At 45.6% G+C, this 24,415-nt stretch carries 25 protein-coding genes and 1 pseudogene; 7 read left to right on the top strand and 19 right to left on the bottom strand.

All coding sequences use genetic code 11. The annotated features are described in order from the left end of the window. Positions 1-7: 7 nt before the first annotated feature. The 9 genes and pseudogenes from ACQRBN_RS02035 to ACQRBN_RS01995 all read right to left on the bottom strand — a co-directional run bounded on the left by ACQRBN_RS02035 (position 8) and on the right by ACQRBN_RS01995 (position 8,522). On the bottom strand, positions 8-1,051 hold the full coding sequence (locus tag ACQRBN_RS02035; protein ID WP_427737263.1) for a glycosyltransferase family 2 protein: 1,044 nt from the start codon (positions 1,049-1,051) through the stop codon (positions 8-10). Between the two features lie 223 nt (positions 1,052-1,274). Beyond that, positions 1,275-2,351: a hypothetical protein gene (locus ACQRBN_RS02030; RefSeq protein WP_427737262.1), complete on the bottom strand. Its 1,077-nt coding sequence runs from the start codon at positions 2,349-2,351 to the stop codon at positions 1,275-1,277. 270 nt (positions 2,352-2,621) lie between these two features. Further along, complete coding sequence (locus ACQRBN_RS02025; protein ID WP_427737261.1) at positions 2,622-3,962, bottom strand: CitMHS family transporter; 1,341 nt, start codon at positions 3,960-3,962, stop codon at positions 2,622-2,624. 75 nt (positions 3,963-4,037) lie between these two features. After that, positions 4,038-5,420 (bottom strand): annotated as a pseudogene (gene citF, locus ACQRBN_RS02020) (citrate lyase subunit alpha); the annotation flags it as partial. 1 nt (position 5,421) lies between these two features. Beyond that, on the bottom strand, positions 5,422-6,321 hold the full coding sequence (locus ACQRBN_RS02015) for an aldolase/citrate lyase family protein (RefSeq protein WP_427737259.1): 900 nt from the start codon (positions 6,319-6,321) through the stop codon (positions 5,422-5,424). Further along, positions 6,321-6,620 (bottom strand): citrate lyase acyl carrier protein, encoded by a 300-nt coding sequence (citD, locus tag ACQRBN_RS02010; RefSeq protein ID WP_427737258.1) that lies wholly within the window; start codon positions 6,618-6,620, stop codon positions 6,321-6,323. Before citD ends, ACQRBN_RS02015 begins: the two co-directional genes overlap by 1 nt. 164 nt (positions 6,621-6,784) lie before the next feature. Further along, on the bottom strand, positions 6,785-7,324 hold the full coding sequence (locus ACQRBN_RS02005) for a beta-class carbonic anhydrase (protein WP_427737257.1): 540 nt from the start codon (positions 7,322-7,324) through the stop codon (positions 6,785-6,787). 105 nt (positions 7,325-7,429) lie between these two features. Beyond that, entirely contained in the window at positions 7,430-7,975 is a 546-nt protein-coding gene (locus ACQRBN_RS02000; protein WP_427737256.1) for a chromate transporter, read from the bottom strand. After that, the gene (locus tag ACQRBN_RS01995; protein ID WP_427737255.1) at positions 7,962-8,522 is read right to left on the bottom strand and encodes a chromate transporter; all 561 of its coding nucleotides are present in this window, start codon (positions 8,520-8,522) and stop codon (positions 7,962-7,964) included. The genes ACQRBN_RS02000 and ACQRBN_RS01995 overlap by 14 nt, the downstream gene beginning before the upstream one ends. A gap of 125 nt (positions 8,523-8,647) precedes the next feature. Between ACQRBN_RS01995 and ACQRBN_RS01990 the strand changes: the two genes are divergently transcribed. After that, positions 8,648-9,580, top strand: coding sequence for a LysR family transcriptional regulator (locus ACQRBN_RS01990; protein WP_427737254.1), 933 nt, complete (start codon positions 8,648-8,650; stop codon positions 9,578-9,580). Between the two features lie 48 nt (positions 9,581-9,628). Here the strand turns inward: ACQRBN_RS01990 and ACQRBN_RS01985 are convergent, their stop codons facing one another. After that, on the bottom strand, positions 9,629-9,760 hold the full coding sequence (locus ACQRBN_RS01985; protein ID WP_427737253.1) for a hypothetical protein: 132 nt from the start codon (positions 9,758-9,760) through the stop codon (positions 9,629-9,631). A gap of 49 nt (positions 9,761-9,809) precedes the next feature. Between ACQRBN_RS01985 and ACQRBN_RS01980 the strand changes: the two genes are divergently transcribed. The 5 genes from ACQRBN_RS01980 (at position 9,810) to ACQRBN_RS01960 (ending at position 15,222) form a co-directional block, all read left to right on the top strand. After that, a complete protein-coding gene (locus ACQRBN_RS01980; RefSeq protein WP_427737252.1) occupies positions 9,810-10,589 on the top strand; it encodes a Uma2 family endonuclease in 780 nt (259 codons plus the stop codon). 78 nt (positions 10,590-10,667) lie between these two features. Beyond that, on the top strand, positions 10,668-11,012 hold the full coding sequence (locus tag ACQRBN_RS01975; RefSeq protein WP_427737251.1) for a hypothetical protein: 345 nt from the start codon (positions 10,668-10,670) through the stop codon (positions 11,010-11,012). A 148-nt stretch (positions 11,013-11,160) separates the two neighbouring features. Continuing rightward, the gene (locus ACQRBN_RS01970; RefSeq protein ID WP_427737250.1) at positions 11,161-11,673 is read left to right on the top strand and encodes a MarR family winged helix-turn-helix transcriptional regulator; all 513 of its coding nucleotides are present in this window, start codon (positions 11,161-11,163) and stop codon (positions 11,671-11,673) included. 11 nt (positions 11,674-11,684) lie between these two features. Further along, the gene (locus tag ACQRBN_RS01965; protein WP_427737249.1) at positions 11,685-13,418 is read left to right on the top strand and encodes an ABC transporter ATP-binding protein; all 1,734 of its coding nucleotides are present in this window, start codon (positions 11,685-11,687) and stop codon (positions 13,416-13,418) included. After that, positions 13,411-15,222 carry an ABC transporter ATP-binding protein gene (locus ACQRBN_RS01960; RefSeq protein WP_427737248.1) on the top strand — a complete coding sequence of 604 codons (1,812 nt, stop codon included), beginning with the start codon at positions 13,411-13,413 and terminating at the stop codon, positions 15,220-15,222. Before ACQRBN_RS01965 ends, ACQRBN_RS01960 begins: the two co-directional genes overlap by 8 nt. An 851-nt stretch (positions 15,223-16,073) precedes the next feature. On the opposite strand, the gene ACQRBN_RS01955 is transcribed toward ACQRBN_RS01960, so the two are convergent. The 9 genes from ACQRBN_RS01955 to ACQRBN_RS01915 all read right to left on the bottom strand — a co-directional run bounded on the left by ACQRBN_RS01955 (position 16,074) and on the right by ACQRBN_RS01915 (position 23,846). Beyond that, the gene (locus ACQRBN_RS01955) at positions 16,074-18,149 is read right to left on the bottom strand and encodes a heavy metal translocating P-type ATPase (protein WP_427737247.1); all 2,076 of its coding nucleotides are present in this window, start codon (positions 18,147-18,149) and stop codon (positions 16,074-16,076) included. A 101-nt stretch (positions 18,150-18,250) separates the two neighbouring features. Then, complete coding sequence (locus ACQRBN_RS01950; protein ID WP_427737246.1) at positions 18,251-18,592, bottom strand: DUF6110 family protein; 342 nt, start codon at positions 18,590-18,592, stop codon at positions 18,251-18,253. A 12-nt stretch (positions 18,593-18,604) separates the two neighbouring features. Next, positions 18,605-18,685, bottom strand: coding sequence for a hypothetical protein (locus ACQRBN_RS01945; protein WP_427737402.1), 81 nt, complete (start codon positions 18,683-18,685; stop codon positions 18,605-18,607). Between the two features lie 187 nt (positions 18,686-18,872). Continuing rightward, complete coding sequence (locus tag ACQRBN_RS01940) at positions 18,873-19,730, bottom strand: helix-turn-helix domain-containing protein (protein WP_427737245.1); 858 nt, start codon at positions 19,728-19,730, stop codon at positions 18,873-18,875. A gap of 79 nt (positions 19,731-19,809) precedes the next feature. Next, positions 19,810-21,387 (bottom strand): recombinase family protein, encoded by a 1,578-nt coding sequence (locus tag ACQRBN_RS01935; protein ID WP_207737235.1) that lies wholly within the window; start codon positions 21,385-21,387, stop codon positions 19,810-19,812. Between the two features lie 144 nt (positions 21,388-21,531). After that, positions 21,532-21,726 (bottom strand): hypothetical protein, encoded by a 195-nt coding sequence (locus ACQRBN_RS01930; protein ID WP_002334813.1) that lies wholly within the window; start codon positions 21,724-21,726, stop codon positions 21,532-21,534. Positions 21,727-21,798: 72 nt separating this feature from the next. Next, a complete protein-coding gene (gene mobV, locus ACQRBN_RS01925) occupies positions 21,799-22,743 on the bottom strand; it encodes a MobV family relaxase (protein ID WP_122790866.1) in 945 nt (314 codons plus the stop codon). Between the two features lie 182 nt (positions 22,744-22,925). Further along, positions 22,926-23,321 (bottom strand): replication initiator protein A, encoded by a 396-nt coding sequence (locus tag ACQRBN_RS01920; RefSeq protein WP_008666017.1) that lies wholly within the window; start codon positions 23,319-23,321, stop codon positions 22,926-22,928. A gap of 111 nt (positions 23,322-23,432) precedes the next feature. Then, positions 23,433-23,846, bottom strand: a complete 414-nt coding sequence (locus ACQRBN_RS01915; protein WP_034533140.1) for a cysteine-rich VLP domain-containing protein — start codon at positions 23,844-23,846, stop codon at positions 23,433-23,435. A gap of 338 nt (positions 23,847-24,184) precedes the next feature. On the opposite strand from ACQRBN_RS01915, the gene ACQRBN_RS01910 reads away from it, so the two are divergent. Next, positions 24,185-24,415, top strand: a 231-nt coding sequence (locus ACQRBN_RS01910) for a helix-turn-helix domain-containing protein (protein WP_427737243.1), incomplete at its 3' end; no start/stop codon positions are given.

Raw genomic sequence — 24,415 nt, 5'->3', positions numbered from 1 at the left:
ATAGTGATTACTGGAACTGATATACTTTCCTTGCAAGCCGATAACCGCCTACAGTTATCTTACTCCCGAACCTTCCAGGCAAATATGTAAGCCCGCTGAGCGTGCCGTATTTCAACTGATAATACAGCCTCCGGTTGCTATTCTTAATCCCCTCCCACAGATCCTTCCTCTTCTGTTCCGCCTCTTCCGAACGGATCAGTAATAGATGGATGGAGGAAATCGCCATCATAATGGAAATATTTCTCCTCATATAACAAGCCAGTTTCGGATACTCCTTTGCCACTTCCGAGATATCCACACACCCTGATACAATCCGCGTAACCTTAATCTGCTGATCAATCCGCCTCATCAACACACTTTCATTCACTGACTGATCATCCCTTCCCAGATAATAATGATACAGATCAATATCCATATAATACAGGTATTTCACAAAGGGAAGCGGCTGGTATGCGAATATATTATCCACATAGAACGTATGCTCCGGCAGCCACACGCCTGATTCTCTCAGCACCTTCGTGCGATAAATCAGCGCATGCATAATCAGATACTGGGACGGATAGAAATACTTCATTTCATTCCAAGTGCTGAGTTTCTCCCTTGGAAATACATTCCTGTAATTGACACTTCTGGCTCTCCCCTCATCCAGATGATCATAGACATAATTACAGACAAAAAGATCCGGCGAAACCCTCGTATTCTCACATCCATGACCTCCCTTGCAGAATGCCTTGATTTTCGCAAGCAGCCTCCGGTATGCATCCTCATCCAGCCAGTCATCCGAATCCACCACTTTAAAATAGGCTCCCTTCGCCAACTTAAGCCCCACATTCACTCCCGAGCCATGCCCGCCGTTTTCCTTATGAACGACTCTTACAATCCCCGGGAATCTCACCGCATACTCACTCGCAATCTCTCCCGTAAGATCTGACGAACCGTCATTTACAATAATCACCTCTACATCCATTCCTCCTTTGACCAGAGAATCGATACACCTTCTCATATAATCCTGCGAATTGTAACATGGAACTACAAACGTAATATATTTCATAACTACTCTCTCCTCATCTTATCTTCGTATAAAATGCTCTCTACCAATTCTATAGATATATGCCAAAACAAAAACTGTCAGACATACTCATCACTGTAATCATGAATATACCTGACAATTCTTAAAAGAGTCGTTATAAAATTCTAAAGATATTCTAAAGATGCCCGGTAGATTTCATAAACCTCATGCCATACATACAGACACCATATAATTTCTCATGCTATCAAAAGAAACATTCCCCATTGATCTCCACGGGCTTACGCTCCTCCACATCGAATATCACTCTCCACAAAACCTCTGTAACCGGTTCAAAATGCAAGGACGAAACTGCTGTATGCATGGATGGCTTAGCCCTTTTTCCTGCTACAAAGAAACCAAATGCACCCCTTTTGTCTCCCTTCCCATTCTTTCTTGGCCGGTCACTGTCTGCACAGTCCTGAATCCGAAATTCTTCCGAAGACAACTTCTCTTCCGAGAACTCCTCCACCACCTGATAAGCCAGAACCTGATAACAAGTCGGATATTCCACGCCTTCTTGCTGTCTGCCAAATGCATCCTGATCCAACTGCACCTGTTCACATCCCTGTAATATCATTCTATATTCTTTTCCAGATACCGGATGCACAACGAATATCTCTCTTCCTTTGCATTCTTCTAACACAGCACTTTCGGAACCACTTCCGGAACCATTCTCACGTTTCTCACAAACCTCTTCCGGTACAACGGAATCTCCTGTAGTAAAATACCCTGCTGTAATCGGGGTCTTCATCATCTGCAAAGTCACTTTGATCTTCCTTGACACTGGCGAATCAGCCTCATACTTCACACCCTCCGGCCATCCATAAGCACATCTCACAAAATTCCACCCGCTCTTCGGATTACACCCATATTCCTTCCTAAGTTCTTCTGCTTCTACTTCGACACATTCCTGCTCAGTTCGAAGGGGATGCCATCCTGTCGCACACACCTGCCTTCTGACTAATTCAACTCCATCAAGCGACAACAATGCCTGAAACTCAAGAGAAAATGGATTCTCCCGCTCCATCTGCTCATATTCTTCATGTGTCAGTTCTGAGAGTCTCTCATCTTGATTCCATTTCTCCAGGAATGCTTCGACTTTCTCAATTGGGACTCTAATGCACAGATCCATGACAACTCCACTTGCCCCTACATAAATTGCCGGGATAAATCCTTCTAAATCTTCCCATGTAAAATCCTGATTCACCGATACCTTCCTTAACCGCTCATGATCGGTGTACCCGTCATGGCTCCAGAAATTCCCGTCGCAATATACGTCCATACGCTTTTACTCCTTCCGCATGCATTCACTGTGCTAGTTTTTATTCTAACACCATGCCCTACCCCTGTAAATCTTCCTTTTCTATAGAGATGGGGTAAATTAGGAATTGGGGTAAAACAGGAACTACCGTGTACTGCCAATTCCCGCCATAAAGAAAAACAGACGCCCCACGTCACAGGCATCTGTCTCTCTTCATGGCATTCAATTTGTTTACTAATTTAAGCAAAACCTATTATTACATCTGGTATTACCCAGTAATACCCACTTAAGTTAGAAGTGCAATACTCCAAGCACGATACCTGCAATCAGACATACAATGCTGACTCCCCAGATCCATACAAAACTTGCTTTGATATGGTCTTTAATCTCTACGCCTGCAAGTCCGGTTCCAAGGAAAGTTGCCGGTACAACAGGGCTAATGAATGTTGCACAGTTTCTGCATACAACCATAGCGATTGCTGTATGCGCCGGATTTACTCCGAATTCATTCCCAATTCCGATCAATACCGGAAGAAGTCCGAAGAAGTAAGAATCAGTACAGAACATCAATGTTAATGGTACGGACAGAATTCCAATAATCAATGGAAGGAATCTTCCCATCGCAGTCGGGATGAAGGACGCAAGGACATTTGCCATGTGTACCATAATCTCACTTTCTTCCAGTACTCCCAGGAATACACCTGCTGCCAGAATCGTGGACGCCATCATAAGCGCCGGTCCGGAGTGAGATTTGATAATCTTGTTCTGCAATTTTGCACCCGGATAATTTACGAAAAGGGCGATTGCGCAGCCAATCATAAATGTATAATAAGATGGTACTTTCAGGAAGATCAGGCAGACAATGATGATTAATGTCAAAGCCACATTGAACCAGAATAATTTCGGTCTTGCAAGCTCGTTCTCTTTTTCTTCTCCCGTCACTTCCGCCGCCACATTTTCACCTGCATCCACAACTGCTGCCTGTACGGTACCCGCGCCTCTCTTCTTCTCGATATTTCCCCAGATAATCGCTGTTGCAAATGCAATGACAATTCCTACGATCTGCATTGGAAGAAACTGCATCCATAATTCATTCGGATCAATTCCAAGCACGGTTGCAGAACGCATGGTCGGACCGCCCCATGGCAGCAGATTCATAACACCCATCGCGGTTACACAGATCAGCATCAATGTCGTCGGACGCATATTCAGACGCTTATACACTGGAAGCATCGCCGGAATTGTAATCAGGAACGTAGACGCTCCGCCGCCATCCAAATGTCCGATCATTGCAATCACACAAGTCATGACTGCAACTCCAACCACATTACTTCCTACCTTTTTCATCAAAGCATTGATAATCTTGTCAAACATCCCTGCATCCGTCATAATTCCGAAGAATAATACAGAGAAGATAAATAATGCCGCCGTTGAATGTACTCCGGCTACACCTGCTTCGATAAATTCTCCCATCTCACTAATCGTAAATGTTCCTGTTGCCACTAAGATAGCCGCTGTCACTGTAGACACCCCAATAAAAGCCAACGCCGGAACCGTTACGTTTCTCAGTAACAAAACAATAATTGTGATAATTGTCGCAAAACCCAGAAGGGCAAGCATTGTTTCGTTCATGATTCCTTTCCTCCATTTCGTTTCTCTTTTTGTTGATGTCTACATTATAAAAGCCCAACCTTACACGCTTAAGTTATCCTCCTTACAATTTGTCTGTCTTCTCGGATTGATTGCAATTCCATAATCCGTAATAACCACATCCACACTTTCCCCCGGAGTTGTAACCGTTGTCACTTCCGTACAGATTGCCGGAATTCTTCCTTGAAGAAGTGGCGCGATAACGATTGCGCATTTGGCTCCTGCTGCCGTGTCCGGATGTCCTCCCTGTGCTCCGGTGATCATTCCGTCAGAACCCACTACTACATTACAATTGAAGTTCACATCCACCTCAAGAGCTGCCAGGATGACAAAATCCAGTTTATTTACAACTGCTCCCTTATTAAATGGATCTGCATATTGTCCTGCACTGATTCGGAAATGACGCAGATCCTTTACAGATTCTACCGCATCCAGATCAAAGTCCTGAGTATCCAACAGACAATCCACCTGGTCATTAATCAGCAAATCGCACATCGGCTTTGTAAGTCCGCCTACACCGAACCTCATGCGGACATTTCTTTTCTTCATTTCCTTTGCAAGGGAGATAGTAGATGCAATGGATGCTCCGCCCACACCTGTCTGATAAGAGAATCCATTCTTAAAATACGGAGAATTCACTACAAACTGGGTACAATAATCTGCCATCATAAGTTTTCTCTGGTCTGTCGTTGGTTTTGCAGCGCCTGTTGCAATCTTCGCAGGATCACCGATTGCATCCACTTCCACTACATAATCTACCCTGGTCATACTAATATGTGCCGGAAAATTCGGAAAAGGAACCAGACAGTCTGTGATTGCCACTACTTTATCTGCATGAAGCGCATCTGCCATTGCATAAGATAACGCGCCACAATTGCTCTTTCCGCCAATACCACGGCAGTTACCATAATCATCACAGGTCGGAGCGCCGATGAATGCAATATCGATCTGTGTCTCACCTGTAACGATGGATCTGACACGGCCGCCATGAGAACGCATAATTGCCAGCCCTTTTAATTTGCCATTAGAGATCGCTTCTCCAATCTTTCCGCGTACACCGGATGACTGAATATTAGTAATCGTTCCGTCTTCGATATACGGAACAATCGGATCATGCGCTTTTCCCAGAGAACTTGCACAGATGGTGATGTCCTTGATTCCCATCTTATGAATCTCCTCCATAACCATATTAACAATATAGTCTCCCTCACGGAAATGATGATGGAAACTAACCGTCATACCATCTTTGATTCCGCACTTTACCAACACATCATGTATACTGTCTACCAGTTTGCTTCCATTAGAATTAATGACACATCTAGTCATTGGACCATGTTTTCTGTATTCATACCCATCATAATAGTGATTACCATGAAACACTTCTTTTCCTGTTAACTCTAAAATCTCTTCCGGAATATCTCTGCCAACTGCATTTATCATCTTATAAGTCCCCCTTATACACACCTGAAGTTTTTGCAAGCTCAATTGTTCTCTTGGCTCCATCGTAGAATGCAATGTCAATCATCTTGCCGTCTACGGTAAATACACCGATTCCCTGTGCTTTTTTCGTATCAATCTCTGTTACCACTTTTTCCGCAAAGATAATATCTTTTTCAGAAGGAGTATATATCTCATGCACAATACTGATCTGACGTGGATTGATAATGGATTTGCCGTCGAATCCCATCAGATGGATATTCTGTACATCCTGGCGGAATCCTTCCATATTATCAAGATCCGTGTATACTGTATCAAAGCACTGGATTCCTGCAGCACGGGCAGCAATGACCAGATTCTGTCTCGCACCCATAAGTTCGATTCCGGTTCCGGTAATATGGGTCTGAAGGTCCTTCGTATAATCTCCTCCTGACAATGCAATACCAAATAAACGGTCCGATGCCTCACAGATCTCAAGCGCCTTCATGACACCTCTTGCAGACTCAATCGCTGCCATGATCAGCACGCTTCCCTTCGGACGGCCGAATTCTCTCTCTGCGTATTCTACAGCACTTTCCACCAGTTTGACATCATTGGCACACTCTGTCTTCGGGATGCGGATGGCATCACATCCGCCAGCAACAGAACAGCGGATATCTTCTTTCCAGTACGGAGTATCCAGTGCATTGATTCTTACCACGCGCTCTACACCACGATAATCAATCTCCTGTAACGCATGATACAGGGAGAATCTTGCCGCATCCTTCTGGTTTTCTGCTACCGCATCTTCCAGATCCAGCATAATGGAATCCGGCTTGTAGATATAAGGATCCTTGATCAATCCCGGCTTCTGTGCATTTAAAAACATCATAGTTCTTCTTAAACGTTTCTTATTCGGATTCATTATCTAATCGCACCTCCCCATGGCAAATGTTCTATCTGTTCCAAAGAACGGTATACCGCTCCTTCTATACGCGCTTTGATTGTACAATCCAACGCCCCTTTATCAACAATTGTAATTTTTACATCTTTCACTCCCAGACGTTCCAAAGTCTCAAAAGTCACCTTGCGTATCTGGTTGCCAAACTGATTGATCACTGCACTGTTCAGTTCCAGATCAATCTTCCCCTCTCCCGCTTCTACGGTAACCTGGCAGTCGCTGGATTCTAATGTTCCTGCCATGGCAGGTTTCTTGATTTCCATCTCATAATCCTCCTTGCTTCTTTCGTGTTCTTTGCTTTGTTGAACTTATCATAAGATGTGAACCTTACAACAGACAGATAGTTTCCCTTAATATTTATTAAGGTTTGGAAATGCCAAATGGGAGTCAGATATACTTCATCTATCTAACTCCCACTCTCTTTTCATTACAATATTTTTAACTTTCCGGTTAAGGAATCCATCATAAATCCCCTAATTGTCACATCTTTTGGCATCAGGGGATGTTTCTGCAAACTCGCCACCGTATCTCTTACGGACTCCTCGCCTGACTCGAAGCCTCCCAGCCACTCTTCTAAAGGAACTCCACTATGCCTTATAATCTCGATATGTTCTCCGGAAATGCCTCTCTTCTCCAATTTCTCAAGCATCTCGGTACCGTCCATCCCCTGTACCCCGCAATCTGTGTGACCAATGACCATAATCTCTTCCACACCCAGTTCCAGAATCGCTACCAGAAGGCTTCTGACCACACTACCATATGGGTGAGTGATGACTCCGCCGGCGTTCTTGATAATCTTAGCATCTCCATTGCGGATTCCAAGGGCTGCCGGAAGAAGTTCTGTAAGCCTTGTGTCCATGCAGGTTAAGATGGCAAGTTTCTTGTCTGGGTATTTACTGGTCTGATAAGGTTCATATAACTTATCCTCTACGAATTTCTGATTATACTTTTGGATTTCTTCAATCATAATAGTTCTCCTTTTCATGGTTAAGCTGTCAGCACGCTTCATTCATTGCATACATTATAAGAAAAATAGAGAACAGAAAGCAAGAATTCTTACAGGATTTTAAGGCTACACAAGACCAGAAAGCGTATATAGTACGATTCCCAAGACTGCTGAACTCCCTATCACCTTCGGAACGGTCCATTTCCTTTTCATGATTAGATATAACATCGCGACACCGATTCCCACGGCAATCCAGTCTGATTTTCCATCCGTAAAATAGTTCTCTTTCCCCAAGGTCAGGATGACCGCCAGAATCATGGCAATGCAGATGGGGCGTACCCAACTCATAATCTCCGCCATAACTTCACTTTTCCGGAATCTGGTATAGAATATGGCTACGAGTAATGTCAAGGTAAATGCAGGCATCAGTACGCCAAGTACTGCTACGATTCCTCCCAGGACTCCTGCCGTCTGTGTCCCGGCGAAGGTTGCACAGTTTACGCCGAGCGGTCCCGGTGTCATCTCTGCGATAGCGACAAGATTTGCCAGGTCTTCCGCAGTCATCCATTGATGAGACTGCATCTCTTCTAAGATTAATGGTATCATAGACATGCCGCCGAAACTGGTGAAACCGATCTTCATGAAAGACCAGAACAATTCAAGATATACCATGTCTCTTCACCCCTCTTCCTAAAAATGCCGCAATTACTCCAAGTATAACGAGTGCTACATTACTGATATCTGTAATCATACACAGCAGAAATACAGCCAGGCAGATCACTTGCCCTTTTCTGCTTCGGAATACTTCTTTCCCCAGGGAAAGCGCGGCGCTTCCGATAATCGGCACCACTGCTGCCTGGATTCCTTCCAGCGCACAGTGACACCAGTAATTATTCTTTACAACGTCATATCCGAAAGTAATCACAGACAGTATCAATACAGAAGGAAGGACGATTCCTATCACTGCGCAGACTCCTCCAAACCAGCCTGCCATCTGATAGCCAAATAACATGCCGATATTGGTAATCATAATGCCGGGAACGGATTTGCCTACTGCAACCAGATCTAATAATTCTTCTTTTGTAATCCACTTTTTCTTATTTACGAATTCCTGTTCCATCTGCGCCAATATGCTCCATCCTCCACCGAATGTAAAACATCCGATCTTAAAGAAGAACGCTAAAAGTATCAATCCAGTTTTCATTCTTTCTTCTCCCATAATCTCAATCACTACCTCCTGACTCCACTCTAACAGCGCACTTGACATTTGTAAAATATATGTTTTATTATAATTTTAATAGGTTTTAACTATGTACTTTATGACGGTATTTATGGAGGAGTCTTATGAATTGGAATCAATTGCAGTACGTGATTACGATTGCAGAAGAAAAAAACATTACAAAGGCAGCGCGCAAACTATTCATCTCTCAGCCTTCTCTGTCTCTTAGCATCCAGTCTCTGGAAAAAGAAACAGGAGTTACATTGTTTGAACGTACACATGGAGAGGTCACTTTAACCTACGCCGGAACTTTGTTCTATGAGTGGGCAATCTCCATTCTTCACTCCCAGAAGCAACTGGATCTGAAACTGAATGACATATCTCAGGAAAAACGCAGTCTGATCCGCATTGGGATCAGTCCACACCGCTCTTTAATCATACTGCCGTCTGTTTTAGAACGCTTTTATGAGGACTTTCCTAATTGTGAAATTCACATTGTGGAAAAGCCAACTTATATTCTAAAAAAACTATTAGAAAATGACGAAATTGATTTTATGATTGATGTTCCCCAGCCGGATACCATTAATTATCAGAGCGATATTCTGACAAAAGAACGGATTGTACTTGCTGTTCCATCCATTTTCACATCACAACCACCCTTTTTAGGATTGCCACTTTCTTATTATGCAGAACAGGACACCATCTCTTTGTCCGAACTGACTGCGTATCCTTTCATCATGCTTTCCTCTGACCATATTCTGGGAAGCATGAGCCGTAAGATGTGTGAATCTGCATTTTTCCATCCTAATATCCGGCTTACTTGCGAGAATGTAGAGACTGCTCTGTCTCTAGTGAGCAGACAACTTGGCATTACGTTCGTCCCTGAGATTTTCGCAAGACAGGGCAAATACATTCCCGATGTCTGCTATTATCCGATCCGGCAGTTTCATGACACGAGACAGTTATGCCTGATCTATCCTAAGAATCGGTATCAGCATGTTCAACTTACACACCTGCTTTCCTTATTCCGGGATATGGTTCCGAAGCTTTATTTGTGAAACTTATCCATTGTTGTAATTAGACCTGTGTAAAACCTTTTCCAGGTTTCAACCTGTTGCTTTTCCAGATAATTTCTCTATAATAAAAAGTACATCTACAAAATCTGCCACTGGCGGCTGCCTCCGGATGCTTTGGCAGGTTAAGGCCTCTATTATGATTGCCGCTATTATCTCGATCACGATTCTCTCCCACATTTATCAAGATATTCGCAGAAAGGAGTACTCGATTATGACAATTGAAAATATGAAAGACAAAATGAACGAACTTGGATATGATTATGCAAAAGTAGCAGAACTGTCTGGCCTCCCTCTTGCAACCGTACAGGAGATTTTCGACGGGACGGGCGCCTTCCCAGGTTATGAACCTCTTCTTACTCTTGGAAGGTTATTTCCTGACCCCGACCACTCCTATCTCCATGAACCACAGACTGCCTATCAGGTAAAAAGGCAAGGAGAATACACATTGGATGATTACTACCACCTTCCCGATGATATACGCGTAGAATTGATTGATGGTGTAATCTACAACATGACAGCGCCCACATCCCCACACCAGTTAATTGCCGGATTCATTCACGCAAAACTGCTTACACACGTCCTGGATAAAAAAGGCATATGTCTCCCTATGATCTCTCCTGTCGACGTACAACTTGACTGTGACGACCGGACAATGGTACAGCCGGATGTAATTATCGTCTGCGACCGGGACAAGATTATCAACCGCTGTGTCTACGGTGCTCCTGACTTCGTAATCGAAGTTCTATCCAAGTCCTCTGTCCGAAGAGATACCGTAATTAAACTGAACAAATATCTTAACGCCGGCGTACGAGAATACTGGATCATTGATCCTAAACGCCAGAAAGTCACCGTACATAACTTTGAAAAGGGGAATAATCCTACTATCTATGGATTCGATGCAAAGATCCCAATCGGTATCTGGGATGACGGATTCGAGATCGATTTCCAGGAGGTCTATGAACACATCCGCTTTCTTTACGAGAAAAAATAGGTTGGTAAATGGATACCGCTCCTTGCTTTTTCTATCAGTATTTGTTACTGTTGTAGGTAGAGAAAGAGAGGTGTCCTTATGACAACGGAACGTTTATTAAAATCCCCTGGCTTCTTATACCAGATTGGGAACAGATACTACTATCTTGGGAAATGGATCTGCAAAGAGTGTACAGATGTTGACGCTACAGACTGTGTCTCCATGTATCACATGTGCCGCAGCGGCAATGAAGAACCTGATACGGCTTTCTATTTTCATAAGATACGTGCCTATAGCGATTTCGCTTTGGAGGTTCCCTGTAACATAGCAAAAACGCGAGAGGATATGACGGCACTGATCGATGGTTTATCGGATTCAGACCGCGATTTTCTGGATAAGCAGATTCAATATTTTGAAGAGGATTATCCTAAGTACTGTGACTAATTACAGAATTGTATCATCTTACCGGCGTGGCAAAAGTCACGTCGTTTTTTATGTCCATATTCATTTTTATTTATCAAGGTACCTTGACATTTTTTTGTCTTTAGGATATAAATATAAACGTAATTTTAATTTGAAGGAGGTTACCACTATGCACAAAAAAGACAATATAAACTCCCATCATCTAACCGATTACCATACACTGGATATTGATAACAAGTTGATTCTAAATCTACGTGATTTAGGGCATATGATCCGTTTTCTCTTTGAAGGAAAAGGAAGCCAGAAACGCATCCTGATTATCCTGCTTGAAACAGGCGGTATGACGCAACGGGAATTAACCGAACGGTTAGGCATCCAGCCAGGCTCTGTCAGCGAAGTGCTTGCGAAACTGGAGAATGCAGGACTTATCTTACGTACCTCAAGTGAGACCGACCGCCGGACAACCGATATCCAATTAACTCCATTGGGGCAAGCCGAAGCAGAAGATGCTGCAAGGCAGCGGCAGATGCGCCATCAGGAGATGTTCTCCTGCTTATCAGAAGACGAAAAAGAAACTTTGCTTAAATTGGCAGAAAAACTGGAGACAGACTGGAATAGCCGTTATGGTTCTCCCCCGCAGCATTCCCGTCATCCTTCCCATCATCACCACCATTCACGCTAGGAGATGATTTTATGTGGAAATATGTAAAAAAATACTTTCATTATGCAATACTTGCTGCCCTTTTTATGATTTTCGAAGTATCAATGGATCTGATCCAGCCGGAATATATGAGCCGTATTGTAGACAAGGGCGTACTTGGGCTTCACCATAATGGCATCGGAGACATCCATCTGATTCTGACACTTGGTCTTGTGATGATTGGCCTTGTTATATTAGGAGGCTTATGCGGATCACTGAATAACATGTTCGTACATATGACCGGGCAAAATATAGGAAATGAGATGCGTAAAGACTGTTTCCGCCGGATTATGGCTATGTCCTTTCCTCAGATTGACCGTTTTGGAACAGGATCACTGGTCACACGGGTCACCAACGATATCACACAGGTGCAGAACCTTGTCTCTCAATTCGTCCGCGGCATGATCCGCACTTTTATGCTGATGGCAGGAAGCATCTTCTTCATGTTCCGTCTGAATCATCAATTCGGGCTCATCGTATTATGTGCATTCCCATTCATCCTTGGATGCATGATTTTCTGTCTCTGGAAAGCCGAACCACTTTTTACGCAATTGCAGGCACAATTGGATCAGATTAACGGGATCTTGCAGGAAGATATCTCAGGCATCCGCATCATTAAAGCATGTGTACGAGAACTTTATGAAAAAATGCGTTTCAAAAAAAGCAATGACAATCTGACAAAAACACAGTTACACATACTAATTATTTTTGTATTTATGAACCCGGTCATGAATGCTCTGATGTATATTGTAGTGGTCATTATCCTGCTGTCAGGTTCCGTTCAAGTCAAAACCGGAATGGCAACCCCGGGTACGATTATGGCAGCAATCACATACACGACACAACTTCTAAGAGGCATCCTGATGCTCGTTATGCTATTCCAGAATATTTCCAGAGGAACCGCTTCCTGGAAACGGATAAAAGAAGTACTGCACAGTCAGCCAGAACTAAAGGCTGGAGATTTCAAAGGAGATACCTTGCCGCAAGGACAGATTGAATTTCGCAACGTATCTTTTGCCTTCCCGGGAACAGACCAGCTGGTTTTAAAGTCCATCAATCTAACCGTTGCTCCCGGAGAGACCATTGCTATCATGGGCGCTACCGGAAGCGGCAAAACAGCGCTTATTAGCCTAATCCCCCGCTTCTATGATGTAACAGAAGGTTCGATTCTCATAGATGGCGTGGATGTCCGCAATTACTGCCAGCGTGGCCTGCGTGATAAGATTGCTGTCATATTGCAGAAAAGCGAATTATTCAGTACCTCTATCAAGAACAATCTTATCTGGGGGAAACCAGATGCAACGTTAGAGGAGATTCGTTCCGCCGCTGATATCGCTCAGGCCGATGAGTTCATCCGAACAACAACGAATGGATATGACACCTTGGTTGCAGAACGTGGAATGAACTTCTCCGGCGGGCAGAAGCAGCGGCTTTCGATTGCCAGGGCAATGCTTAAGCCTGCTGAAATTCTGATATTTGATGACTCCACCAGCGCATTGGATCTGAAGACCGAATCCAGCCTATATACTGCATTAAATAAAGCCAGACCAGACAGCACAAAGATTATCGTTGCGCAAAGAATTGCTTCCGTTCGAAATGCAGACCGGATCATCGTCCTGGATCGCGGCACAATTGCTGCCTGTGGTACACATAATGAACTTATGCACTCCTGTAAAACTTATCAGGACATCTATCATTCACAGATTGGAGGCGAAGACCATGAATAGACCCAAAGGTATCAAACAGAATATTCCCGGTACGATGGACCGCAGCGCCCGCTTTGCAGAAGTAGAACATGCGGAAGATGTCAGAGGCACATTCTTACGAATCTGGAGTTATTTCTCCCATGAAAAGAAAATGGTTCTTGGTATGCTTGGCATCGTCATCTTCGGCACACTCTGCGGTGTCTATGCACCAAGCCTTCAGAGCAAGGCAATTGACATTATCTCAGGTGCCACAGATGGAACTCTGTCATCTACACTGCTAACAATGATTACGGTATATCTGCTCTACAGCCTCAGCCAGCTGCTGCAGGGACTCCTTAGTGCAAACATAAGCCAGCGAATTGTAAAACGAATGCGGGAACAACTATTTGGCAAGATGATCGACCTTCCTACCCGTTATCTGGATACGCATTCCCACGGCGATGTCATGAGCCGTATGACGAATGATATTGAGAATATATCTACTACCATCTCCCAGTCACTGCCCTCTCTGTTCTCCGGTGTTCTGACAATTATCGGCACAGCAGCGGTAATGCTGTGGTATTGCTGGCAATTAGCGCTTCTTAGCTGTGCCACGGTTGTTCTGACAGTATTTGCTACAAAATTCCTTTCCAAAAAGGTTCGCAAGTTCTCCCGCCGCCGTCAGCAGTTACTCGGTTCGCTAAATGGAACCGTGGAAGAGATGATCTCCGGCTATCACACAGTCGTTGCGTACAATCATCAGGATACTATCATTGAGGAATTCTGCAATACATCAGATATGTTGACCAAAGCAGGGATTCGTACGGATATCTTCAGCGGCGTCATGGGACCAGTCATGAACTGTATCGGCAATATCGGATTCGTAATCATCGCTGCCTTCGGTGGGTATTTTTCAATCAAAGGCATGATCTCTGTCGGAGTAATCTCTGCATTCATCGTGTATGCCAAACAGTTCAGCGGTCCAATTAATGAAATTGCCCAGATCTACGGACAACTCCAGACAGCATTCGCCGGTGCAGAACGAGTCTTTTATGTTCTGGATGAGATCGTGGAATCCAAGTCTGGCAAGCCTCTCGCAGATGATACTAATGCAGCCGTAAGTTTCCAGAATGTAAACTTCTCTTACAAAAAGGGGCAGCCAGTACTTCATGATTTCAGCCTGACTGTTCCTTCCGGCAAGAAGGTAGCTCTGGTCGGCGCTACCGGAAGCGGCAAGACCACCATCGTTAATCTGTTGATGCGCTTCTATGATATTGACAGCGGCAACATCTACATCAATCAACAGAATCTTAAAGACATTGCCAGAGATAGCCTTAGAAAGAATGTCGCTATCGTATTGCAGGATACGGTCCTGTTCTCTGATACCATTCGTAATAACCTCAAGTACGGCAATGAAAATGTGACCGAAAGCCAACTGGAAACCGCCGTAGAGATGAGCCACTGCAAGGATATGATTCAGATGATGCCCAAAGGTTACGATACTTTCCTGATCGGCTCCGGCGCAAATATCAGCCAGGGTCAGCGGCAGCTTCTCGCAATCGCAAGAGCCTTTGTCGCCAATCCTAAGATTCTGATTCTGGATGAAGCTACATCCAATGTAGATACACGGACCGAGAAAGCAATCCAGGATGCTATGCAGTTGATTATGAAAGACCGCACCAGTATTATCATTGCACACCGCTTATCCACAATCAAGGATGCAGATATCATCGTGGTCATGGATAAGGGCAGAATCGTGGAGACGGGAAGCCATGATAAACTGCTCGAGCAAAAAGGGAAATATTATGAATTGTATATGACACAGTATGCGGGGTTTGCTACGTAGTGGGAATTTTGTTTGTGAAGAGTTATTCGTAAGATGTACGGCAGAGAGGGGCTGTATGGTGGTTCACATCCGACTCCAATCGCCTACAAGCCGTAAGTTCAAAAGAGGTCTGAAATTAGGCACCGACTATAGCGGACGCAAAATCTTGATGATTTTCCGCCCACGATAGTCTGGACTTCTGTATTGGTAGTACAGAAGCCCTCCTAATTTCAGACCTCTTTTTCACTAACGGCTTGTACGGCTCTTCTACGGATATGAACCACCATACAGCCCCTCTCTGCCTGACATTCTTATGTGTGACTCTTCATGAACGAGGAGGATTCCTGGCGGGGGTGCATGGGGAGCGGTGTTGACCGAATAACCGATTGGAAGTGGGGCGCATATGTGGGCGAGTTATCACTTCATAACGGAAGTGTATTGGTTAAAACGAATATGCATTATGAACTAAGAAGGAATTTTCTTCATTCCCCTACACTTCCAACATGTTCCCCCCACCGACACCGGTCCACACGCATTTCCACCGGAATCCCCACAATGGAGAAAATCCGGAGTATACGGAGATGTCAGGTGCAAGGGCAGGGAAGTTGTGGGCTGTAGCCGTATCATGAGACTTAGACCTCGTTGCAGAAAAAGATACCGTCAGTTCGTGCGAAACCAGGACCACAAGCCCTGGTTTCGAGGGCATCTGAGTCGTAAGGCCATCAAGGGCTTACGGCGAATATGCCCGGTTAGAACTGACGGTATCTTTTTCTGTTACGAGGTCTTGGTGAAATGATCCGGTTGCAGCCCACAACTTCCCTGCCCTTGCACCGTACACTTCCGCCACTCCACTTTCTACATTAAATTCCACGCTATGGAAGCAGATTCTCCATACTCTTCAAACTTATCATAAGCGTAGACGTATTATGCAGCAATGCCGACGTAGTAGGCTGGAAAATGCCGCCCACTCCAAGCAATATCAATCCCGCATTAATTCCCACAATCATCCGGTAATTCTTATGAATTCTCTTCATCAGTCCATCACTGATCTGCTTCAATGTTACAATCTCAAAGAGATCTTTTGCTTCAATCGTTATATCCGCAATCTCCCTGGCAATCTGAGCGCCATCGCTGATTGCTACACCAACATCAGCGGCTGACAGTGCCGGGGAATCATTCACTCCATCCCCGATCATGATCACTTTTCGCCCGGATTTTTTCTCCTGTTCCACGAATCTTGCTTTATCTTCCGGAAGCACTTCAGAATAATATTCATCTACGCCAACCTTTCCTGCAATGGCACAGGCAGTTCTCTCACTGTCTCCTGTCATCATCACGATCTTACCGATTCCGACCTGCTTCAGAGCACTGATGACTTCCCTTGCTTCTGCTCTTAACGGGTCTTCAATACAGATCACGGCTGCCAGCACATTTTCAATTGCCAGATACAGATGAGAATATTCTCTTGGAAGTTCTTCAAATCTTGCCTGCATATCGTCCGGAATCATACATTTCTCATCTTCAAATACAAAATGATGACTTCCGATTACCGCTTTCTTCCCCTCTATAGTTGTGGAGATACCATGAGCGACGATATATTCTACTTTAGAATGCATCTCATCATGTCCTAGTTTCTGCCTTTTCGCCGCATCCACAACAGCCTTCGCCATTGAATGTGGAAAATGCTCCTCCATGCATGCTGCAATCCGCAGTAATTCGTCAGGGTTTTCTCCATTGAACGATACAACGTCCACAACCGTCGGCTGTGCCTTCGTCAAAGTTCCTGTCTTATCAAATACAAGAGTATCCGCCTCTGCCATTGCCTCCAGGAATTTACCGCCCTTTACCGTAATGTGATGTGAACTTGCCTCCCGAATTGCTGATAATACGGAGATTGGCATCGCAAGTTTCAATGCACATGAAAAATCTACCATCAGTACCGCTAATGCCTTGGTAACGTTTCTGGTAAGAAGATAGGTAATCCCTGTTCCTGCCAGCGTATATGGAACCAAGCGGTCTGCCAGATGCTCTGCCTTTCCTTCCAGTGATGATTTCAGTTTCTCTGATTCCTCAATCATCGTAACGATCTTCTCATATCTGCTGGATCCGCCGATCTCTTTTACACATATGGTCACTTCTCCCTCTTCTACAACCGTACCTGCATAGACATAACTGTCTGCCATCTTGTGTACAGGCAGCGGCTCTCCGGTAAGTGAAGCCTGATTAATCATGGCATCTCCATCCGTAATTGTTCCGTCGAATGGAATCACATTGCCCATGTGTACCACAATCTGGTCGCCTGCCTGAATCTCCGTAACCGGGACCAGAATCTCTTGCCCATCCTTCAGAAGCCATACCTTTCCAACATTCAGCGACATACTTCTTGCCAGATCATCCACTGATTTCTTATGGGTCCATCCTTCCAGTATCTCGCCGATTCCCAGAAGGAACATAATCGATCCCGCCGTATCAATATCTCCCCGGAAGATAGAGACACCTATAGCAGTCGCATCCAGCACCGGCACCTCGATCTTGCCCGCTGCGAGAGTCTTTACTCCCTGCCACAGATATCTTGCCGACTTAACCACTGCAATTCCCGCTCTCACCGGATATGGCAGGAATAATTTGCTTCCGGCGCGAAGCACCACTTGATTCACCAGTTTCTCCCAATACTGCTCATTCAGTTTCCTGCCCGAATTCTGCAATACCTCCTCTGGCACTTCCACCCTGTCATAACGGAATTTCCGCAATATATCTATCATGTCTTCTCTGCTGCCCTGATAACATATGACAACATCCTGAGTCCGTACTGCCACTTTGACAGAAGTAACCATTTCCCGTTCTTTCAGATAATACTCCAGCATATCCGCTTCCCGGCAGGACATCCTCTTCTGCGCCACATGAATACGGATACGTCCCCTGATCTCATGTTTGATGACGAATTTCATCTGTCTTCCTTCTTTCTTGCACTAATTTTCTCAACTTTTTCAGCCGCATACAGCATAGGAAAGCACCTGCAGGATCTTCTGCAGGTGCCATAGGTCTACTTCTATTCTATTGCTGCTTCCACAGTATCTTCTTTTGCATCCGCCTTAGCATCCGTCTCTGTAAAAACAGTTTCATCTGCACTGTCATTAATCTCTGCATCCGCCTCTGCCCGCACTTCATTGATCTGCTGTGCCTCCGCATAGATGTCTTCTGCATTCTCCTGAACCTTCGCTGCCGTCTTCAGTACGCAATCCTTCATTCTTAAGACTGCTGCCGTACAGTTCGTATATACCTTCTTCGCATCTTTGCTTGATAATATCTTAATTCCGGCGGTCCCAAATAACACGCCTGCCGCAAATATCCCGGTCTTCTTTCCATCAATCTTCTCAAAACAATCTAACATCTTCAGTACCTCCTATTTGTGTTCATAACCTGTATAAATTGTCATCAATAAACAAATCACCATTGCCCATGCCCAATACTTATGCTTTTTCATCTGACCGACCTCCTTGCAATAGTCTATGTATAGGTTTCATTACATTATAGTCCTCTTTCATCATCCTTTCCAATCTTTTCCTTTTATTGAGAAATTCTAATCATTTTCAAACCTACAGGACCAGACGCCAACAGTTCTCTCCGGATGCTTTGGCAGCAAAAAGGAGAAGCAAAATGCTCCTCCCTCCCTAACGTCTGTCTTTCGAAATCACTTGAATGACTCCCTGAAATGCCGCAAAGAGAACCCCTGCCACAGCCCAGATAATCCAACTATCTTTCCAATTATTCATGGTCAGGCTGATTCCCAGATAGATTGCCGTTACCGTACACCAATAAATCTTTGCGAATACGCCCGTCTTTCTTCCAAGTTCTTTTTTCTCTTTCGTATAGTCACCCTCCTGGAGTAATTTGTTATAACTCTCCTGAATACTGCCATATCTTATGAATGTATATACACCACATGCAACATACATCAGAAGGAGATCAACGCAAACTACGAATCCTATATCCGGCACAGCCAAAGCAATCGCGCCCATCATAGGAATCACTCCAATAATACACAATACCACACCTATCACAACACTTTTTCTGTATACCGGCTCGAACTCCGTTTTCTTCTTCTCTACCACTCCCTGCACGCCATACTGTAAAGAGATTACCTCTTTATCCAGATATTCGAAACGCGACAACTGCATCCCAGTCGGAATCAGCACTACTAATGCTGCTACTACCATTAATAACAGTGCAATCATCCCGATGCCTGCTGCCATATCCTCTGTTAGCAGGCTGTCCGCCAGTTCCGATAATCCAGCCAAAAGCAGCAATACAGTCGGAGACAGAATCAACACGGCTACCGCCGCCGCGATCTTGCCGGAAGTCTTCCGTGTCAGTTCCATGAACTCATTTGCCTCTTCCATAGATACGCTGCGTACCTCCATGTTCTCATATGTATCGACACTGTCCGAAACGGATACTTCTGCCTTTGGAAATTCTTCTATCTCATCTTTCAACAGATAATCGGTTGATACATCGAATACCTTACTCATCTTAAGTACTTTGTCAAGATCCGGTATGGAAGCACCAGTTTCCCTTAGTTAAAGATATTGTTGGGTATCTCAAGATGTGTCATTCGATTTTGCCGATAAAGCGGTAGAAGATTTCCACTTCCTGTTCCCGGCTTCCGTCCTCACTTTTGACCGCTTCATGGACAAGGATTTTTTCAATCAGCGTATTCAGAAGTTCAGCCGTCAATTCTGTGGGATTGACATACTGTTTCATCAGACCTATCCACTTTTCAGCGTCAACCGCTGTCTGGGCGGCGACCTCCATCGCTTCGTGAAGCCGTTCAATTTTTGCGTCCAATTCTCGCTGTTCGCCCTGATACTTTTCGGACAGCATATTGAAATTGTATTCTGTAATGCGTCCGGCAGACCAGTCCTCATACATTTTTGCAAACAGGGTGTCTACTTCTGCTTTGCGCTTTTCCGCCTTTTTCAGTTCGGCTGTCTGCCGCTTCCTTGCAGTATTGCGTTCCTTGTCGCTGGCGTTAAGTAGCCGTTTCAGAAGTTTGTCCCCATCCTGCTGTGCCAGCACAGACCAGTATTGCAGACGGGAAAGGACATAGGCGTAAAGCACATCATAGCGGATATAGTGCATGGAACACTGGTGCAATCCTTGCCCGTACTTGCTACAATGGTAGTGGGCATAGGGATTTTTGTTCTGGCTGTTCATACCATAGGCCAGCGACCAGCCGCAGTCCGCACATTTTACCAGCCCGGAAAATATCTGTGTTGTGCCGTTCTTCTGCCGTCTGCGCCTGTTGCAAATCTGCTCCTGTACTTGACGGAACACATCTTCGGAAATAATCGCTTCGTGGGTGTTCTCCACACGATACCATTCCTCTTTTGGCTTGCGTACTTTCTTCTTGTTTTTGAATGAAATATTGGTCTGCTTATTGTGGACGCTGTGTCCGATATAGGTTTCCTCTTTCAGAATACTTTTCACCTGCGCTATCGTCCACGCATAGGCTTTTTCCTCCGGCGCTCCGGCATAGATATTTGCGAAAGTGCCGTATCTCTGGAAATTCAGCCAGCCGGGAGTAGGTACTTTTTCTTCGACCAAAATCCGTGTAATGCTGGCGGCTCCCCGGCCATGAACGGCAAGGTCAAAAATCTTTTCGATAATCCACCTTGTTTCCGGGTCAATCAGAAGATGGCCTTTCTTATCTGGGTCTTTGACATAGCCAAGCGGAGCATAGGCTCCATAGTGTGCGCCATTTGCGAACCGTGTCCGCATGGCCGCCTTTACCTTTTTGCTGGTCTGGCGGGCGTGCATTTCATTCAGAATGTTGAGGAATGGGGCAAGCTCATTCTCTCCGTTGATGGTGTCCACATTGTCATTGACAGCGATATAGCGGACGCCTTTGCTGGGAAAGTAGATTTCCGTGTACTGGCCGGTCAGAATGTAGTTTCTGCCTAAGCGGGATAAATCCTTCGTAACAACGCAGTTGATTTTCCCGTCCTCAATGTCATCAATCATTCTCTGAAAATCCGGCCTGTCAAAGTTCGTTCCAGACCATCCATCGTCGATATATTCATCTATGACATTCAGGCCATGCTCGGCGGCATATTGCCGGAGCATCATGCGTTGTGTCTGAATACTCCCGCTTTCTCCTTGCAGTTCATCGTCCCGGCTCAATCTCATATAAAGCGCCGTGTTGTAAATCGTAGTATTGTAAGGTTGTTTCACCGTAAAAATCCTCCTTCTAAAGAAACAACCCACGCTTACAATACTTTTGCTCTATGGCAATTATATCATAAGCGTGGGCGTGTTATCAATGATGGGCTATCAGGTTGAAGCGGCTTTTTCTGCGGTATGCCGCACCACATCTACAATCAGATCACCGAGGGGCTTCCCGCCTGCGGCGAAGTGTTCGGAGATTTTTATACGGTTGTTCCCACATACAAAATACTGCGTGCCGTTCTCTGCTTGTATGACCTGCCCTGTTCGGGGTGTAAAAATATCGCTTTCACTTTTTGCCATCCAGTGTCCTCCATATTCAGTTTTCAAGGTACAATGCCGCACAGAGGCGGCGAAAATTTCTGCTTATATCTATCACCTTTCCTTTACCGTGTGCCGCTGCTGACGTTTCAGTTCCGCCAGTATATCCGGCGGGATACGGTCAACCAGCCGCTGTAAATTGTCCAGTTCGCTTTTCAGCTTTGCCCGTTCCATCGTATCTTTCATCTTTCCTTTTTCGCTGGCCTTTGCCCTTGCTTCCAACTTCTCATTCTCCGCCAGCAGGTCATTGATTGTGACCTTGTACTTTTTCAACTGCCCGGAGAAATTCTCCATCTGCGGGAACCACTTTTTCAGCATGGAGAGGGCTTCCTCTTTTTTCTTTCCGGCGTTCAGCGGGTTAATGCCGTCCAGTGTGGCTTCAATGGCTCTTGCCTGCCGGGAGAGGGAAACCGCCTGTTTGAAAAGCCGGGTGGGGATATGCTTCCGGCCTGTCCTGCTGGCGCTCTCCCCACGCTCCAAGTCAGGATATTTCTCCACCATATAGGCGTGAAAATCGTCCTGCCACTTCGTCAGGTTTGCCCGGTTGCCGATAATCTCCTTTGCACACAGGCGGTTGTCCTTTGTCAGCGGAACAAAGGTCAAATGCAGGTGGGGCGTTTTCTCGTCCATGTGTACCACCGCCGACACGATATTTTCCCGTCCTACCCGGCCAATGAGGAAGTCCGCCGCCCTCTGGAAAAACGCCTGTATCTCCTTTGGGGATTTCCCCTTGAAAAACTCCGGGCTGGCAGTTACCAGCGTATCGACAAACCGTGTGCTGTCCTTGCGGGTTCGGCACCCGGCCTGCTCAATCCGGCTCTGAATGAAGTGGTAATAGCGTCCCTCCGGCTTGACGATATGGAAGTTGTATTTGCTCCGGCTTGTGTCAATGTCGGGATTGCTGGCATACTGTTCTTTCTGTCTTTCGTGATGGGCTTCCAGCGGCCTTGCCGGGTTGCCCTTGTGCTTCTCAAACCGTAAAATTGCGTGTTGTGCCATTCTGCTCCTTTCCCCATTCCTTTCCTATCCGGGGTTTTCCACAGGGAAAATCCCGCAGAAAATAGCTCGGATAGGATTGGAATGGATAGAATATAAATCAATCTTTTTATCTTTGTATTTCTATATACCGTCCGGTTTTCGTACGTCTCAGGAGTGATTTCCGTACTTCATGGGTACGGTTTTCAGTCCTCCGGTGTACCAGAACGGGATTTCTTAAAGTCGGTGTTTGGAACCGCTTCATAGGATTTTGGGAAAATGCGGTTGGGTTTTCCACAGCCCTGCTTCTGGATCTCCACCAGTCCGGCGTATTGCAGTTCCCGCAGGGTATTCACCGCTTTCTGCCGCCCACAATGGAGCAGTGTGACCACTTCACAGATAGGGTAATACAGGAAAATCCGTCCGCAGTCATCCGCCCACCCATTCTTGCGGGATAACTCTGTCCGGCGCAGGATAAAGGCGTACAGAACCTTTGCCTCGTTGGACAGGGGCTTGAATGTGGGGGCTTCAAAGAGAAAATTCGGGAGCCGGGTGAAGCTGAACGCCTTTTCCGGCTGGTGGATATAGATGGTATTTGTCATAGTTCGTTTTGTGGACGGTTAGAAGCCCGTTTTCCGGGGCGGGCGATACTTTATACCACCTGCCCCGGTTTGGGGCTTGCAAAGTCTGATAAATCAAGGCTTTTTTCGCTCCTAACTGTCCACAGCAGACCTCCTTTTCCGTTCACTTTCTGTTTTCTGCCGCCTGTGAATTCTGGCGGCACAGCCGGGGCAGTATTTTGCCCGGTTGGATTTGGGGACGAACACGCCACCGCAGACCGCACAGCGTTTCAAGTCCTTATCCCGGACAATTTCCGCTTCCAGCGTCCCGTCCAGCGGCAAGACCGCCCAGCGGAACCACTTACAGCAGACCGAGAAAGAAATCGTCTGCGGGCAGGTGCAGGTGTCCCCATCATCAAGGACAATGCAGTTGCCGTCCTCACAGCAACAACACTCCCGGCGTATCAGGCTGGCCGCCTGTTTTCTCTGCGCCGGTGTCATGCGGTAAAGGGAACCGTCCGGCCTGCGTTCCAGTGGCGGCAAGTCTTTATAGGGGTTATCTCTCATGCGTTCCCTCCATTTTGCTTTCCGTTGCCGTTCTCCCCGAAAAGGTTTCCTGCCCCATTCCTGCGGCGTGTTCCGGCGTTGGCACGCTCCCCGCAGCTTCGGGACATTTTGTCTCGAAGTCCGGTTCCTTGCGGTGCTTCCCCAGCCGGGGTATTCCTTTTCGGACGGTCATTCTGTTTTCAAGGTGCTGTCCATCGATGAACTACCCTAAGTCTACACGAAAAAAATGCAATCCCCGGAATTTTGCGAGAATTGCATTTTGATGAAGTTTACACTTTGGAAATTGCATTTTTGCAATCATTCTGTATAATGGAAGTATGCGGAGGAGGTGCGTATCTATGGCTTTACCCGGAACACCCGGACAGCGGATTTCCGATTTATGCAACGGGAACCACATCACACAAAAGGAACTTGCGGAGAAGATAGGGGTTTCCGCTTCCCAGTTGAGCCGCATTGTCAGCGGCGAAACGAGAACGGTCAGCAGTGATATTCTCATAGGTGTGGCAAAGGAATTTAAGGTATCGACAGACTACATACTGGGCTTGTCTACCGTGAGCGTCCGCAAAAGC

It is taken from the genome of Bariatricus sp. SGI.154, from assembly GCF_050313795.1.
Taxonomy (GTDB): Bacteria; Bacillota; Clostridia; order Lachnospirales; family Lachnospiraceae; genus CAMBRQ01.
Note: the sequence above shows the minus strand (reverse complement) of the source record. Positions and strands in the feature narration are given on the sequence as shown.

Excerpts from the sequence above, each read along its gene's own strand:
- ACQRBN_RS01975 (WP_427737251.1), top strand. The coding sequence starts at position 10,668 with ATGACAACGGAACGTTTATTAAAATCCCCTGGCTTCTTATACCAGATT.
- ACQRBN_RS01935 (WP_207737235.1), bottom strand. The coding sequence starts at position 21,387 with ATGAGATTGAGCCGGGACGATGAACTGCAAGGAGAAAGCGGGAGTATT.
- ACQRBN_RS02030 (WP_427737262.1), bottom strand. The coding sequence starts at position 2,351 with ATGGACGTATATTGCGACGGGAATTTCTGGAGCCATGACGGGTACACC.
- ACQRBN_RS01960 (WP_427737248.1), top strand. The coding sequence starts at position 13,411 with ATGAATAGACCCAAAGGTATCAAACAGAATATTCCCGGTACGATGGAC.
- ACQRBN_RS02035 (WP_427737263.1), bottom strand. The coding sequence starts at position 1,051 with ATGAAATATATTACGTTTGTAGTTCCATGTTACAATTCGCAGGATTAT.
- ACQRBN_RS01965 (WP_427737249.1), top strand. The coding sequence starts at position 11,685 with ATGTGGAAATATGTAAAAAAATACTTTCATTATGCAATACTTGCTGCC.
- ACQRBN_RS01930 (WP_002334813.1), bottom strand. The coding sequence starts at position 21,726 with ATGGCAAAAAGTGAAAGCGATATTTTTACACCCCGAACAGGGCAGGTC.
- ACQRBN_RS01995 (WP_427737255.1), bottom strand. The coding sequence starts at position 8,522 with ATGGGAGAAGAAAGAATGAAAACTGGATTGATACTTTTAGCGTTCTTC.
- ACQRBN_RS01945 (WP_427737402.1), bottom strand. The coding sequence starts at position 18,685 with ATGAAAAAGCATAAGTATTGGGCATGGGCAATGGTGATTTGTTTATTG.
- ACQRBN_RS02015 (WP_427737259.1), bottom strand. The coding sequence starts at position 6,321 with ATGAATCCGAATAAGAAACGTTTAAGAAGAACTATGATGTTTTTAAAT.
- ACQRBN_RS02025 (WP_427737261.1), bottom strand. The coding sequence starts at position 3,962 with ATGAACGAAACAATGCTTGCCCTTCTGGGTTTTGCGACAATTATCACA.
- citD (WP_427737258.1), bottom strand. The coding sequence starts at position 6,620 with ATGGAAATCAAGAAACCTGCCATGGCAGGAACATTAGAATCCAGCGAC.
- ACQRBN_RS01915 (WP_034533140.1), bottom strand. The coding sequence starts at position 23,846 with ATGAGAGATAACCCCTATAAAGACTTGCCGCCACTGGAACGCAGGCCG.
- ACQRBN_RS01955 (WP_427737247.1), bottom strand. The coding sequence starts at position 18,149 with ATGAAATTCGTCATCAAACATGAGATCAGGGGACGTATCCGTATTCAT.
- mobV (WP_122790866.1), bottom strand. The coding sequence starts at position 22,743 with ATGGCACAACACGCAATTTTACGGTTTGAGAAGCACAAGGGCAACCCG.
- ACQRBN_RS01950 (WP_427737246.1), bottom strand. The coding sequence starts at position 18,592 with ATGTTAGATTGTTTTGAGAAGATTGATGGAAAGAAGACCGGGATATTT.
- ACQRBN_RS01970 (WP_427737250.1), top strand. The coding sequence starts at position 11,161 with ATGCACAAAAAAGACAATATAAACTCCCATCATCTAACCGATTACCAT.
- ACQRBN_RS01940 (WP_427737245.1), bottom strand. The coding sequence starts at position 19,730 with ATGAGTAAGGTATTCGATGTATCAACCGATTATCTGTTGAAAGATGAG.
- ACQRBN_RS01990 (WP_427737254.1), top strand. The coding sequence starts at position 8,648 with ATGAATTGGAATCAATTGCAGTACGTGATTACGATTGCAGAAGAAAAA.
- ACQRBN_RS01920 (WP_008666017.1), bottom strand. The coding sequence starts at position 23,321 with ATGACAAATACCATCTATATCCACCAGCCGGAAAAGGCGTTCAGCTTC.
- ACQRBN_RS01980 (WP_427737252.1), top strand. The coding sequence starts at position 9,810 with ATGACAATTGAAAATATGAAAGACAAAATGAACGAACTTGGATATGAT.
- ACQRBN_RS02000 (WP_427737256.1), bottom strand. The coding sequence starts at position 7,975 with ATGGTATATCTTGAATTGTTCTGGTCTTTCATGAAGATCGGTTTCACC.
- ACQRBN_RS02005 (WP_427737257.1), bottom strand. The coding sequence starts at position 7,324 with ATGATTGAAGAAATCCAAAAGTATAATCAGAAATTCGTAGAGGATAAG.